12 protein-coding genes and 1 tRNA gene are annotated in these 14,623 nt (G+C 60.6%); all 13 read left to right on the top strand.

From position 1 onward, the window contains the following. The first annotated feature begins 320 nt into the window (after nucleotides 1-320). Nucleotides 321-1,274: a cysteine synthase A gene (gene cysK, locus JFN90_RS02775; RefSeq protein ID WP_199393580.1), complete on the top strand. Its 954-nt coding sequence runs from the start codon at nucleotides 321-323 to the stop codon at nucleotides 1,272-1,274. Nucleotides 1,275-1,863: 589 nt separating this feature from the next. Continuing rightward, complete coding sequence (gene hybB, locus JFN90_RS02770; protein WP_199393579.1) at nucleotides 1,864-3,114, top strand: Ni/Fe-hydrogenase cytochrome b subunit; 1,251 nt, start codon at nucleotides 1,864-1,866, stop codon at nucleotides 3,112-3,114. Between the two features lie 83 nt (nucleotides 3,115-3,197). After that, nucleotides 3,198-3,773 carry a thermonuclease family protein gene (locus JFN90_RS02765; protein ID WP_236018833.1) on the top strand — a complete coding sequence of 192 codons (576 nt, stop codon included), beginning with the start codon at nucleotides 3,198-3,200 and terminating at the stop codon, nucleotides 3,771-3,773. Between the two features lie 491 nt (nucleotides 3,774-4,264). Then, entirely contained in the window at nucleotides 4,265-5,413 is a 1,149-nt protein-coding gene (locus tag JFN90_RS02760) for an iron-containing alcohol dehydrogenase (RefSeq protein WP_199393577.1), read from the top strand. 25 nt (nucleotides 5,414-5,438) lie between these two features. After that, entirely contained in the window at nucleotides 5,439-7,121 is a 1,683-nt protein-coding gene (locus tag JFN90_RS02755; protein ID WP_199393576.1) for an ATP-binding protein, read from the top strand. A gap of 11 nt (nucleotides 7,122-7,132) precedes the next feature. Next, nucleotides 7,133-8,653: a sigma-54-dependent transcriptional regulator gene (locus JFN90_RS02750; protein ID WP_215906667.1), complete on the top strand. Its 1,521-nt coding sequence runs from the start codon at nucleotides 7,133-7,135 to the stop codon at nucleotides 8,651-8,653. Nucleotides 8,654-8,884: 231 nt separating this feature from the next. Beyond that, on the top strand, nucleotides 8,885-9,985 hold the full coding sequence (locus JFN90_RS02745) for a glycosyltransferase family 9 protein (protein WP_199393574.1): 1,101 nt from the start codon (nucleotides 8,885-8,887) through the stop codon (nucleotides 9,983-9,985). 89 nt (nucleotides 9,986-10,074) lie between these two features. Beyond that, nucleotides 10,075-10,149, top strand: a tRNA-Val gene (locus JFN90_RS02740). Between the two features lie 94 nt (nucleotides 10,150-10,243). Beyond that, the gene (gene thrS / locus JFN90_RS02735) at nucleotides 10,244-12,154 is read left to right on the top strand and encodes a threonine--tRNA ligase (protein ID WP_199393573.1); all 1,911 of its coding nucleotides are present in this window, start codon (nucleotides 10,244-10,246) and stop codon (nucleotides 12,152-12,154) included. A gap of 11 nt (nucleotides 12,155-12,165) precedes the next feature. Further along, the gene (infC, locus tag JFN90_RS02730; RefSeq protein ID WP_199393928.1) at nucleotides 12,166-12,684 is read left to right on the top strand and encodes a translation initiation factor IF-3; all 519 of its coding nucleotides are present in this window, start codon (nucleotides 12,166-12,168) and stop codon (nucleotides 12,682-12,684) included. A 28-nt stretch (nucleotides 12,685-12,712) separates the two neighbouring features. Beyond that, the gene (rpmI, locus tag JFN90_RS02725; protein WP_015720526.1) at nucleotides 12,713-12,910 is read left to right on the top strand and encodes a 50S ribosomal protein L35; all 198 of its coding nucleotides are present in this window, start codon (nucleotides 12,713-12,715) and stop codon (nucleotides 12,908-12,910) included. 231 nt (nucleotides 12,911-13,141) lie between these two features. Next, entirely contained in the window at nucleotides 13,142-13,495 is a 354-nt protein-coding gene (gene rplT, locus JFN90_RS02720; protein WP_012530425.1) for a 50S ribosomal protein L20, read from the top strand. 76 nt (nucleotides 13,496-13,571) lie between these two features. Then, complete coding sequence (gene pheS, locus JFN90_RS02715; RefSeq protein ID WP_199393572.1) at nucleotides 13,572-14,588, top strand: phenylalanine--tRNA ligase subunit alpha; 1,017 nt, start codon at nucleotides 13,572-13,574, stop codon at nucleotides 14,586-14,588. Nucleotides 14,589-14,623 lie beyond the last annotated feature (35 nt).

Genomic DNA, 14,623 nt, shown 5'->3' with positions numbered 1-14,623 from the left:
GTGGTGTTGTTTACCGTGCAAGTCTGGTGCAGTACTGCCTGCTACGAGGGGATAATTGACGGATTCATGCGAGAATGTTAATGGCGTTGCGGCCGGATCTGCTTCTGTTTGCAGCGGGCGGATAAAATGGTTTGAGAGGACGTTCATCGTCTTGGAATCGACAAAACACATCATGTGGATCAAGTATCAAAATAAAATAGTTGACAATGTTGCAGGTTAAATATAAAAATTACCAAAACGCTGAGAGATTGTCGACGATTTCACAGTTGTTAAAGTTGGCGCTGCCAACAGGTCAACCACCCGAAAGGAGAACAATCACCATGTCCCGTATCTACCAAGATAACTCCCAATCCATTGGCAACACACCGTTGGTGCGGCTGAACCATGTGACCAAGGGGGCCAAGGCCACTGTCCTCGCCAAGGTTGAAGGGCGCAACCCTGCCTACTCGGTGAAGTGCCGTATCGGCGCCAACATGATTTGGGACGCCGAGGAGCGTGGCGTGTTAAAACCCGGGGTGGAGATCGTCGAGCCGACCAGCGGCAACACCGGCATCGCTCTCGCCTATGTCGCCGCCGCGAGGGGCTACAAGCTGACCCTGACCATGCCGGAGACCATGAGCATCGAGCGCCGCAGGGTGCTGGCCGCTCTGGGCGCCAACCTGATACTCACCCCTGGTTCCGCAGGTATGAAAGGTGCCGTTGCCAAGGCCGAGGAGATCGCCGCTTCCGATCCGGCGCGCTATTTCCTGCCGCAGCAGTTCAAGAATCCTGCTAACCCGGCGATCCACGAAAAGACCACTGGTCCCGAGATCTGGGCTGATACCGACGGGGCTGTCGACGTCATCGTTTCCGGTGTCGGTACCGGCGGCACCATCTCCGGCATCGCGCGCTACCTAAAGCACACCAAGGGCAAAGCTGTTGTCGCCGTTGCCGTCGAGCCCAAGGAAAGCCCGGTGATCACCCAGAAGCTTGCCGGCCAGGAACTCAAGCCCGGCCCGCACAAGATTCAGGGTATCGGTGCCGGGTTCATCCCGGAAACCCTTGATCTTTCCCTTGTCGACCGCGTAGAGCAGGTCGACAGCAACGAGGCACTCGAGTTTGCCAAGCGTCTGACCAAAGAAGAAGGACTCCTGGTTGGGATTTCGAGCGGCGCCGCCGTGGCAGCCGCCGTGCGCCTCGCCAACCTCGATGAGTTTGCCGGCAAGACCATCGTCGTCATCCTCCCGGATCTCGCCGAGCGTTACCTCTCCACCGCGCTCTTCGAAGAAGCATAACCGCCACAACCTCACGTCTGTACCTTGCCCCGGGTTCGCCCGGGGCTTTTTTTTGTCCCTTGTGGACGATTTCGGGCAGGGGGAATGTTGACCGCTAGTCGTATGGTGGCCCTAAGTCCCCCCCTTTTGCAAAGGGGGGACAGGGGGGATTTGCTGTTTGCCGTAAACCAGCCCCATCTCTTCCTGAACCCAAGCCGCTCCCAGAGGAGCCAGCAGCTTGTAGTTTGCCGAATCGTCATCTTCAACGACTGCATGGTCCATCCCAAGGCAAATCCCCTCTGTCTCCCCTTTGCAAAGGGGAGGACGCAGGTTCACGAGCAGACCTTTATGGATCGTTGGCAGGTGACTACATATCCACCCCAAGGCAAATCCCCCTCTGTCTCCCCTTCGCAAAGGGGAGGGCCTTCGTTCTCGTGCTTCGCTTCGTGGAGAGCGGATAGCCGTCACCGGAATTCCTGGAAGAACCTTGGCGAGGGACAGGCCAGGGGGATCTGAATCTCTTGCTGCCGGTATACGCAACTGTTGACAGTTGCCCCTCCCACCCCTTACACTTGCGACGCTTCATCAGCGTAAGGCGCCAGGGACAGAGATGATCGGTAACAGTACACGCGGCCGCGGCAACGAGAGCATCTTCACGAAATCGTTTTTCGTCCTGTCTTTGCTGTCCCTTGTCGGCATCTTCTTCACCGTGGTCCGGTTCACCAAGGGGATCGGCGCCGTCTCCAACCTAAGCGACGGCTACCCCTGGGGCATCTGGGTCGCCTACGACGTCGCCATCGGCACCGCCGTCTCCTGCGGCGGCTACACGGTCGCCCTCCTGAGCTACATAATCAATCGCGGCCACTACCACACCCTGGTCAAATCGGCCATCCTCACCAGCCTGTTCGGCTCCTTCCTGGCGGCCTCCTCCATCGTGGTGGAGATCGGCAGGCCCTGGAACGCCCACGGGCTCCTCTCCGCCACCAGCTGGCAGCCCAACTCGGCGTTTTTCGAGCTGGTGCTCTGCCTCTTCGGCTACCTGGTCGCTCTGAGCCTGGAATACCTTCCCAACCTGCTCGTCCTGATGGGGCGCGGCATGCCCACCTCGCTGCGTACCCTGGCGCTCAACTCCCTGCTGCGCCGGGGGCTGGTCGCCTGGCAATCGGCAGGGGAGGTGAGCAAGCCGGTCGCCTCGTCCAGGCTCGTGACCATCATCAACCGGGTCCTGATCTGCTCCGCGGTGGCGGGAATCATCCTGCCCACCATACACCAGTCCGCGCTCGGCTCGCTGATGCTGATCGCCTCCACCAAGCTGCATCCGCTTTGGCACAGCCCCTTTCTCCCCCTGCTGTTCCTGATCAATTGCATCTACTTCGGCTATGCCATCGTCATCTTCGTTTCCATACTCTCTTCGTTCGTGCTCGACCGCGGCTTCTACAACGCCCAGCTCGCCGCGGTCGGCCGGGTCATCCCCTGGCTCACCATGGCCTGGCTCGTGATCCGCATCGGCGACGTCATGCGCCGGGATCAGGTCCCGGCCGTTTTCCACGGGGATTTTTATTCCATCTTCTTTCTGGCCGAGTGCTTCCTCATGGGCATCGGTGCCATCCCCTTTTTCTGCGTCCGCACCAAGCACTCGCCGCGCCGCCTGTTTCTCGCCGCTGTGGTCATGCTTCTAGGGGGTGGGTTGTACCGGTTCAACGTCTACCTGATTGGATTCAACCCCGGCAACGGCTGGCACTACTTCCCTTCTTTTGCCGAAGTGATGATCGCTGTCGGCATCGTTTCCATCGAAATACTTGCCTACCAGTTGCTGATCAAGCTTCTTCCTCCGCTCCCTGCGCAACAGGCGCGCTATTGAGCATTGCTTTGCCTGGTCTCTTTTGCTAACATGACGCACGCATTTGCAAATCAACCGGTTGTGATGGTGGAAGGGGGCTGTTGTTGAATAAAGCCGGCTGTTTATTGGTGTTCTGGTCGTGCCTGCTCCTTTTGGTAGCGCCGGCCCGGGCCCAGAACGATCCCCATCATGAGGCTCACATCATAGAAGGCCTGGTGGTCGGAGTCAGCGAGGGCGATCGTATGACCGTTAATTCCTACGGCACCGAGATACCGGTTCGGCTCTACGGCATCGCCGCTCCCCAGACCGCCAAGATCGACAAGTTCACCGGTTGGTACAAGCAGGGACAACCCTTTGCGGAAGACGCCTTTCGCGCCCTGTCCCTCAAGGTGCTGCACCAGGTCGTGCGCATCGAGATCCGCGAAACACTGGTCTTCAAGACCGAGCCCACCCAGGTTGCCGTTGCCGTAGTCTACCTGGATGGCCGCAACATCAACCTCGAAATGCTCTACGACGGCTGGGCCTGGGCCTACCGGAGGCTTCTCAGCAGGGCCGATCACCCGCAATACATGGTAACGGAGCGGATGGCGCGAGCCAAGCACAACGGTCTCTGGACTCAGGCAAACCCTCAGCCTCCCTGGGAGTTCAAGCCCCACCTGAAAATCAAACCCAAGATCTGACCTCCGTTTCCGTTTTGCCATTGGCCATTGTCCGTGGTCAAGTGTGCTTGTCCCCCCCGTTTACAGCTGAATAGAATATCTCTGCCCTGTGCTGCATCGGAACACGCCGCCCCGTCGGTCCGCCCGCGCAACTTCCCTTTTCCACGAGGCTTTAGCCACCCCGCCTCCAGAGCCGTTCTCCCGCAGCAGGCAACCCGCTGTCACAATATTGGACATTTTTATGTTCCAAAACATGACACTTGTTAGATATAGTGACATTGTCAGGCGCCGTGGCGCCAGAGTGTTCCAAATCGAGTCGCCTTTTTTTCGCCTACGATAAAAAAGTGTCTCATTGTTTCGTATTCAAATGTTTACCCGCTTTCCTCATTAAAGATTCTGGCGCGGTGAGACCGTTTCCGCCCCGCTTTGGTATCGATCTTGCCTGTGTATACGTTATCTGCAGGCGCAGCCGTCGCCCGTTCAGAACCGCCAGTTTCAGGAGTCACAGGGAAATGGAAATCAGCAAGTTCGTAGCACCGGAAATCATCTTCGGCCGGGGTTCGTTGAGCCAGATCGGGGAAAGTGTCGTTCGCCTCGGCGTCTCCAAGGTCTTCCTGGTCAGCGACAACGACGTCATTTCGGCGGGGTGGGTTGACATCGCGGTGGAGTACCTTCGTGCTGTCGGACTGGATACGGTCATCTTCTCCAGCCTCACCACGAACCCGAAGGACTGCGAGGTCACCGAGGGCGCTGCCAAGTACCTCGTCTCCGGCTGCGACGGTATCGTCTCGGTAGGGGGGGGGAGCCCCACCGACGTGGCCAAGGCCATCGCCACCATCGCCTCCAACGGCGGACGCCTCAAGGATTACGAGGGGATCAACAAGATATCCACCCCGCTTCCCCCCATGGTCATCGTTCCCTCCACAGCGGGGGCCGGGTCCGAGGTGAGCCAGTTCACCATCATCGTGGACACCGACCGCAAACTCAAGATGTCCATCATCTCCCGTTCCCTCATTCCGGATATCGCCATTGTCGACCCGGAACTACTTAAGACCAAGGACGCCAAGCTGGCCGCCGCCACCGGGGTCGACGCCCTGACCCACGGCATCGAATCCTACGTGTCGCTCGCCGCCACGCCGCTCACCGACATCCACGCCCTGAAGGCGATCCAGCTCATCTCCTGCAACCTCAGGCGCGCCGTCTCCGAGCGCAGCGACATGGAGGCCAACACCAATATGGCCATGGCGAGCCTGACCGCCGGGCTGGCTTTCTCCAACGCCATCCTCGGGGCCGCCCACGCCATGACCCACCAGGTAGACGGCCTGCTCGACCAGCACCACGGCGAGACCAACGCCTCCATTTTGCCGCACGTGATGCGCTTCAACCTGCAGGCCTGTCCCGAGCGTTTCCGTGACATCGCGGTCGCCATGGGGGAAGACGTGACCGGGTTGGAGCTTTCCGCCGCGGCCGAGCGTTCCATCGACGCGGTGCAGCGACTGATCGAGGACATAGGACTTGCCAAGGGGCTCTCCGAACTCGGGCTCAAGGAGGAATTCATCCCGCTTTTGAGCGAGAACGCGACCAAGGACGCCTGCCTGGTTACCAACCCGCGCTACGCCACCCGCGAGCAGATCGAGCAGATCTATCGCAATGCCATGTAGGCCAGCAGCCGCTAAAGGAAGTGCCGTGAAAAACAGGGGCAAACTCCTCGAACAGCTGACCGGTGTCGATTCCTCCAAGCTCAACTATTACGTCGAGCTCAAGAAGAGGAACCAGGACGTGCTGAAACAAAACAGCCGTCTGGAGATACTGCAGCAGCTGACCCGCGACATCAACATCGACATGTCCATCGGAGACATCATCGAGAGGGCATTCCGCAGGCTCCCCGAGGCGCTGCCCTGCGACTTCCTGGCGCTGGCCAAGCTCAGCGAGGGAAAGCTGAAGCTGATCGCCATGGCCCCGCGCGACTTCACCGACCTCGGTTACATCCCCAAGCAGTCCATCCTCTGGAACGCCTTCCGGGACAAGGGCGCCACCAGCTATAACCCGATGCTCGATCCGCTGTGCCTTGCCCAGGTGACCAAAAAGCACGTCGAGCCCTTGCGCTCATTGGCCGCGGCCCCGTTGTTCGAACGCTCCTCGGTGACCGGCCTGCTACTTTTGGGCAGCACCATCGACGCCGCCTACGCCCGCGCCGAATTGAATTTCGTACAGCATCTGGCCGACCAGCTCGCCATCAGCATGCAGAACGCGCGGCTGTACAAGCAGGTCTCCCGCGCCAAGAAAGAGTGGGAAGCGACCTTCCGTGCCGTGACCGATCCCATCTTCCTGATCGACACCGACTACAACGTGCTGCTGCACAACGGCCAGCTCCCTCCCGGGATGAGCGACGCCTTCAACCAGGCCGTCAGCAACAAGTGCTTCGCCAAGCTAAGGGGCGGGACCGAGCCCTGTCAGAACTGCCCGATCCAGGAGATCAAGGAGACCGGGAAGCCGGTGTTCCAGCAGTGGCACACCCCCGAGGGGGAGTTCCTGGACCTTTCCTACTACCCCGTGTTCAACGAGGAAAAGCAGCTCGCCGCCGTCACCATCATCATGAAGGACGTCACCAAGAAGCTGAAGATGGAGGCGCAACTGGTGCAGTCGGCCAAGATGGTGGCGCTCGGCGTGATGGCGGCCGGGGTGGCCCACGAGCTGAACAGTCCCATGACCGTGATCATCGGGACCGCGCAGATGCTTGCCCGCGACCTGCAGGGGGATGAGGATTCCGAGCACGGCGAGGCGCTCTCCGACATCATCAACTGCGGCCTGCGCTGCAAGCGCATCATCCAGAACCTGCTTACCTTCTCGCGCCAGGATCAGGCCCCTTTCACGCCGGTGGACCTGAACGTCGAGGCGGAGCGGGTGCTGGACATGATCCAGTACCAGATCAACCGCAGCCAGATCGCGATATTCGAACACTTCGACCGAGATCTCCCCAAGATCAACGCCAACGGCCCGCAGATCCAGCAGGTGCTGACCAACTTCCTGATCAACGCGCGGGATGCGCTCACCGAGGGGGACGGCAAGGAGAAGGTGATCGAGGTCGCCACCTCGCTGCGGGTGGACGGCAAAAGGCGCTGGGCCGTGCTGAGCGTCAGCGACAACGGCATCGGCATAGCACCCGAGAACGTATCCAAGATATTCACCCCGTTTTACACCAGTAAGGAAGCCAGCAAGGGGACCGGTCTCGGTCTCTCGGTCAGCCTGGGCATCGCCGAATCGCACCACGGCAACATCGAGGTGGAGAGCACCTTGGGGCAGGGGAGCTGTTTCAGCCTCGTACTGCCGGTAGATGAAAGCAACGACGAAGGTGGGAGCAGGCCGTGACAGAATCGCAAATGCAAATATTGATAATTGATGACGAGAGGGACGTGTGCACCTTTTTCCGCCGCCTGCTGACCCGCAAGGGGTACCAGGTGGTCACCGCCGCCAACGAGCCCGAGGCGCTGGCAGCGCTGGAGGGGGGGCATTTCAGTGTCGCATTGGTCGACCTGAAGCTCCCGGACACCGACGGCATCACGCTCCTGGAGATCATCAAGTCGCGGCAGCCCTCCTGCGAGGTGATCATCATGACCGGTTACTCGACGGTCAAGACCGCGGTCACCGCCATGCAGTTGGGCGCCTACGAGTACCTGGAGAAGCCCTTCGACGACATCGACCAGATCGAGCAGATGATCGAGCGGGCCGCAGGGGCGGGCGCCGTGCACGGCAGGGGGCTCGCCGCCGCTGACGAGTGGGCCGAGGTGGCCCAAGGGGTCGGTTTCCGGGTCGGCGTCTCTCCTCCCATGAAGCGGATGGTGTCCCTGGCCTACAAGGTGGCCGGCAAGGACATTTCCGTCCTCATTCAGGGTAAAACCGGCACCGGCAAGGAAGTACTGGCGCGCTTCATCCATGCCGCCTCCGCCCGGGCCGGCCAGCCCTTCATCCCGGTCAACTGCGGCGCGCTGCCTGAGAACCTGTTGGAGAGCGAACTCTTTGGCCACGAGAAGGGTGCTTTCACCGGCGCCAACCAGACCCGTCGCGGCATCTTCGAACTCGCCAACAACGGTACGCTCCTTCTGGACGAGATCGGGGACGCCACGCCGCAGATCCAGGTGAAGCTGTTGCGGGTGCTGGAAACCGGCGAGTTCATGAGGGTAGGGGGGGAGCGTCCCATCAAGACCGACGTCAGGGTGATCGCCGCCACCAACGTCGACCTGGAGCAGGCGATCAAGGAGAAGACCTTCCGTGAGGACCTTTTTTATCGGCTGAACGTGGTGCGCCTGGAGATCCCGACCCTCGCCGAGCGCAAGGAGGACATACCGCTTCTGGCCGAGCACTTCGTGCAGCAGTTGAACCGGGAGCTGAGGCTTTCCCCCGCGAGCGTGCGCCTGATGCAGGGGTACTCCTGGCCGGGCAACATCCGGGAACTGGCCAACGTGATGCGGCGCGCGGTGGTGATCTGTAACGGCGACACCATCCTTCCCGAGCACCTGGGGGGCACCTTCCTGGCCGGACCCTCGGCACCGGTTCGTTCCGCCGCCCAGTCCGTACCGCGTCCCGGCGACGCCGACTCGGCCCCGGCGGGGGTGGACCTTGTCGAGCAGTGTAGCAGCTGCGACTGTCTGGACCGGCTTGGTGCCGACGAGTTGACCAGGATGCTCACCTCCCTGCGCCAGGCCCAGTCCAACCTGCTGGCCGTGATGCGCAGGAAGAAGATCGTCCCGCCGCTCAACGCCTTGAAGGATTCCGAGGCCGAGACCATCAAGGAGGCGCTGGCCCAGTACGACGGCAACATCACCGAAGCCGCCAAGGCCCTCGGCATCGCGCGCAATACTCTCTATAGGAAGATGAAGGAGCTGGAGCTTCCCGGGCGGTAATATTACCGCTCCCTGTCCCTCCCCCTCCGGGGGAGGGGACGTAGCGCCCATCATTTCCCTTAAACTTGTCCTCCTCTCCGTCCTCACCCAGTCCTTTAACTCCTCCCCCCGGAGGGGGGAGGTTGGGAGGGGGGCTTCACCCGCCATTGCAAACACCCCACACTTTTTGGTAATAGATATGCTCGCCGGCAGCGTGTGCCGCCGGAAATAACTTTCCACGGGAGGCTTGCCTTGCAGGCCAAAGATCTGAAACGTCTCGACTCACTTGCTGGTCCGCTCCTTGTCCGTCTTCTTCCGCGCCGGAAAAAGTCCGCCCCGGCACAAGCGCCTCGTTCCGCTTTGATCATCCGCCCCGGCGGCATCGGCGACGCGGTCCTGCTCATCCCTGCGCTGCGCGCCCTCCAGGCCGCCTATCCCGCGTGCCGTATCGACATCCTGGCCGAGCGCAGAAACGCTGCCGCCTTCCAGTTTTGCGCCGGGCTGAACGCGGTGCATCGCTACGACGAGCCGGGGGAGTTGCGCGCGGTATTTAAGAACCGCTACGACCTCGTCATCGACACCGAGCAGTGGTACCGGCTTTCCGCGCTGGTCTCCCGCCTGGTGCGCGCCCGCCGCTCCATCGGCTTCGCCACCAACGAGCGCCAGCGGCTCTTCACCGATGCCGTTCCCTACGACATGCAGGAATACGAGCCCTTTTCCTTCTTCCGGCTGCTGGCTCCCCTGGGCATCGATGCGCCGGCCGAGCTCCCGGTGCCGTTTTTGGAACTGCCGGATGCCGCGCGGGAGACCGCCGCACGCTTTTTGGCCCGCCTGGGCGACCAGCCTTTCGCGGCCATCTTTCCCGGCGCCAGCGTGCCGCGCAAAGAATGGGGGGGGGCGCGCTTTCGCCAGGTGGCGGCCTCCGTCGCACTGGCGGGACACGCGACCGTGGTGGTAGGCGGCAAAGAGGACGAGGACGTCGCCGACGCCATCGCACGGGCGACCGGGGCCATAAACTTGGCGGGGCAGACGAGCCTTGCCGAAAGCGCCGCAGTGATCGCAGCCGCGAAAGTCCTGCTCACCGGCGACTCGGGCCTCTTGCACATCGCCGCCGGCCTCGGCACGGCGACCTTGTCGCTCTTCGGCCCGAGCGATGCCGTGAAATGGGCGCCCAAGGGGGATGGTCACCGCGTCTTCGCCTCGTCGCTTTCCTGTGCTCCCTGCGCCAGGTGGGGCACCATCCCGCCCTGTGCCCACGAAACATCCTGCATCGATGCCGATCCATCGGAAGTGGCTCGGACGCTAATTCAGATGCTTAGGGAAGGTGATCGCGACACGGCAAACGTCCAATGAGAAAAATTCATGGGTGACAAACAAAAAGCCTTGACTTTAAAATGGCGAATTGGTACAAAGTCCGAGTTCCACGAAGCAGCAACAAAAACAGGCGCGTAGCTCAGGGGTAGAGCACTAGCTCGACACGCTAGGGGTCGGCGGTTCGAAACCGCCCGCGCCTACCAATCAAAAGAGACCTTCAGTACGAGGTTCGACGGAGGCATCGAGTTTCGATGCCTCTTTCTGTTTTGTCACCAGTTTTTTCAAAAGGGGTCTTGCATGAACGAGATTAAGGTCACGCTCCCGGACGGTTCCCAAAGGCCCTTGCCTGCAGGCTCCTCCATCTTCGATCTGGCCGCTTCCATTGGAGCGGGTCTCGCCAAGGCTGCCATCGCCGGCAAGATCGACGGCAACCTGGTCGATCTCAACACTAAGCTCGCCGACGGCGCCAAGGTGGAGATCATCACCGAGAAGAGCCCCGAGGCCCTGGAGATCATCAGGCACTCCACCTCGCACCTCATGGCGCAGGCGGTGAAAGCTTTGTTCCCGCAGGCCAAGGTGACCATCGGCCCCGCCATCGAGACCGGTTTCTACTACGACTTCGACGTCGATCATCCCTTCACCCCCGAGGACCTCGAGAAGATCGAGGCCAAGATGCGCGAGCTCGCCAAGGCCGACCTGAAGATCGAGCGCTCCGAGCTCACCAGCGCCCAGGCGATCGAGCTGTTCAAGAAGATGGGTGAGGACTACAAGGTCGAACTGATCGAGGACCTTGGCGCCGACCGGGTCTCCCTGTACACCCAGGGCGACTTCGCCGACCTCTGCCGCGGCCCGCACCTTCCCAAGACCTCCTTCTGCAAGGCGTTCAAGCTCACCTCTATCGCCGGCGCCTACTGGCGCGGTGACGAGAAGCGCCCCATGCTGCAGCGCGTCTACGGCACCGCCTTCGCCGACAAGAAGGAGCTCGACGCCTACCTGGAGCGCATCGAGGAAGCCAAGAAGCGCGACCACAGAAAGCTCGGCAAGGAACTCGACCTCTTCTCGTTCAATGACGAAGTCGGCGCGGGCCTGGTCATCTGGCATCCGAAAGGGGCCATGCTGCGCACCATCCTCGAGGACTTCGAGCGCAAAGAGCACTTGAAGCGCGGCTACGACATCGTCCTCGGTCCCCAGATCCTGAAGACCGAGCTTTGGCAGCGTTCCGGCCACTACGAGAACTACCGCGAGAACATGTACTTCACCACCGTGGACGAGCAGGGCTACGGCGTCAAGCCGATGAACTGCCTGGCCCACATGATGATCTACCGCTCGCAGCTTCGTTCCTACCGCGACCTGCCGCTACGCTACTTCGAGCTGGGCACCGTACACCGCCACGAGCGGGCAGGGGTGCTGCATGGCCTCCTGCGCGTGCGCGGCTTTACCCAGGACGACGCGCACATCCTGTGCACCCCGGACCAGCTCGACGCCGAAATCAAGGGCGTCATCCAGTTCGTCACCGAGGTGATGGGGATCTTCGGCTTCGAGTTCGAGATGGAACTTTCCACCCGTCCCGAGAAGTCGATCGGTTCCGACGATGCCTGGGAGCTGGCGACCGCCGCGCTCCTGAACGCGCTCAAGGATTCCGGCCGCCCCTACGAGATCAACGAGGGGGACGGCGCCTTCTACGGTCCCAAGATCGACATCAAACTGCGCGACGCACTTGACAGAAGATGGCAATGTGCTACTATCCAGTGCGATTTTACCCTTCCGGAACGTTTCGACCTCACCTACGTGGACGCTGACGGTGAGAAAAAGCGCCCCGTCATGGTGCACCGGGTCATCCTGGGCGCCATCGAGCGCTTTATCGGTGTCCTCATCGAGCACTTCGCCGGAAACTTCCCGACTTGGCTGGCACCGGTTCAGGCGACCGTTCTTACGGTTACCGACAACCAGATCCCTTACGCACAGGCTGCGTTCGACAAGTTGCGCGCGGCGGGCGTCAGGGTACAGAAGGATTTCAGAAACGAGAAGCTGGGCTTCAAGATTCGCGAGGCACAGCTGCAGAAGATACCGTACATGCTGGTGGTGGGTGACAAGGAGGTCGAAGGCGGCCTGCTCGCTCCGCGCTTCCGCGACGGCAAGAACCTAGACGCGATGACACCCGAACAGTTCATCGCATTCATAGAGAACGAAGTCAAAACCTACAAATAGGAGGTGGCGTCATAGCTAAACCTACAGTCAACATCAATCAGACCATCAGGGCCAAAGAGGTAAGGGTAGTAGGTGCCGATAGTGAGCAGCTTGGTATTCTTCCGCTTCGCGAGGCTCTGGCGTTGGCTGAGAGTCTGCAACTGGATCTGGTAGAGGTTTCGCCGACAGCCGCTCCCCCTGTCTGCCGTATCATGGATTACGGCAAGTTCAAATATCAGCAGGCCAAGAAGCTTGCTGAGGCAAAGAAGAAACAGGTACAGGTCGAGCTCAAAGAGGTTAAGCTTCGTCCCAAGACCGATACGCATGACCTCGAATTCAAGGTGAAGCACGTACGTCGCTTCCTGGAAGAAGGGAACAAGGCGAAGATCACCGTCGTTTTCCGCGGGCGCGAAATCACGCACCAGGAACTCGGCATGGCCGCATTGGAAAAAGTCGCTGCTGAGCTTGCCGACATCGGCATCGTCGAGGTGCGGCAGAAGATGGAAGGGCGCAGCATGTTCATGATTGTCGCCCCCAAAGTAAAAAAATAAACACCACCAACAAAGGAGTAGTAAAACAATGCCTAAAATGAAGACCCATAGGGGCGCCGCCAAGCGTTTCAGCAAGACCGGCACAGGCAAAATCAAGATGGCTCACGCCTTCACCAGCCACATCCTGACCTCCAAAACCAGGAAGACCAAGCGCAACCTCCGCAAAGGCGGCATCGTCGCAGCTTCCGACCACAAGAACATCTGCTGCCTCATCCCCTACAAGTAACGAGGGACTAGGGTCTAGGGACTAGGGGCTAGCCAAGCCTAGAGACCGGAAACTAGAACCGGAGACTTTATAGCATCACTAACCAGGGTAGGACCAGGCCGCGCCGGGAATGTGCGATTTTTACCAGCCCCCCAGCGCCGGCCCCTAGCCCCGGTTTACCGAAGTCCGAGAACCGTGAGGAAACGTCTCCCCTTGCGGATCCGGCTAATTTAAAAACCAGAAGGAGTTCGTATGCCAAGAGTAAAGCGCGGTTTTAAAGCGAGACAGAGAAGAAACAAGGTATTGAAGCTTGCCAAGGGTTACCGCGGCGCAAGGAGCAAATTGTTCAGGAGCGCCACCGAAGCGGTGGATCGCGCACTGAACTACGCGTTCAGGGACAGAAGGGTGAAAAAGAGGGACTTCAGGGCTCTCTGGATCACCAGGATCAACGCAGCGGCGAGGATCAACGGCCTCTCCTACAGCAAACTGATCCACGGTCTCAAGCTCGCCAACGTAGAGATCGACAGGAAAGTGATGGCCGACCTGGCCGTTTCCGACCCGAACGGTTTCGCAGCTATCGCGGCCGCAGCCAAAGCAAAATTTTAATACATACCGCGGGCATGAAAAGAAATGGGATAGCGATGTCCCATTTCTTTTTTTTATCCGTAATAGGGCGATTGCAATGAAGGAACAACTGGAAGCACTTTTACAAGAGGCACTCTCTGAGCTGGGTCAGGCCTCCACTGAAGAGGGGCTGCAGGAACTGCGGGTCAAGTACCTGGGCAAGAAGGGCGCCGTCACCGGCCTGATGAAGGGGCTCGGTGCCCTTTCCGCCGAGGAGCGTCCCCTGGTGGGCCAGGTGGTGAACACCGTCAAGGCCAAACTCGAGGAGACCCTGGATGCGCGCACCGCCGATATCCGCGGCGCCGTCAAGGCGCAGCGACTCGCCGCCGAGAAGATCGACGTGACGCTGCCGGGCCGCAAGCGCCCCCTGGGCTCCAAGCACCCGATCACCCTGGTGACCGAGGAGATCTGCTCCATCTTCGCCGCGCTCGGCTTCGCCGTCGCCGAAGGCCCCGAGATCGAGCTCGACTTCTACAACTTCGAGGCGCTGAATCTCCCCAAGGATCACCCCGCGCGCGACATGCAGGACACCTTCTACTTCGGCGAGAGCGTGCTCTTGCGGACCCACACCTCCCCGGTGCAGATCCGCACCATGCTGAAGCAGCCGCCGCCGGTGCGCATCATCGCCCCCGGCACCGTGTACCGCTGCGACTCCGACGCCACCCACTCCCCGATGTTCCACCAGATCGAGGGGCTCATGGTCGACAAGGGGATCACCTTCGCCGACCTGAAGGGGATCCTGACCCTGTTCATCAGCCAACTCTTCGGCAAGGACATCGGCGTCCGGCTGCGTCCCTCCTTCTTCCCGTTCACCGAGCCCTCCGCGGAGGTCGACATTGCCTGCGTCATCTGCCGCGGCAAGGGGTGCCGGGTCTGCAAGGAGACCGGGTGGCTCGAGATCTTAGGCTCCGGCATGGTCGACCCCGAGGTCTACCGCCACGTAGGCTACGACTCCGAGCAGTACACCGGGTTCGCCTTCGGCATGGGGATCGAGAGGATCGCGATGCTCAAGTACGGCATCGCCGACATGCGGCTGCTCTTCGAGAACGACCTCAGGTTCTTGAAGCAGTTCTAAAAGGCATTGAACAGGGATAAAAGGGATACAGGGGG

Source organism: Geomonas propionica, from assembly GCF_016458235.1.
GTDB classification, from domain to species: Bacteria; Desulfobacterota; Desulfuromonadia; order Geobacterales; family Geobacteraceae; genus Geomonas; species Geomonas propionica.
Note: the sequence above shows the minus strand (reverse complement) of the source record. Positions and strands in the feature narration are given on the sequence as shown.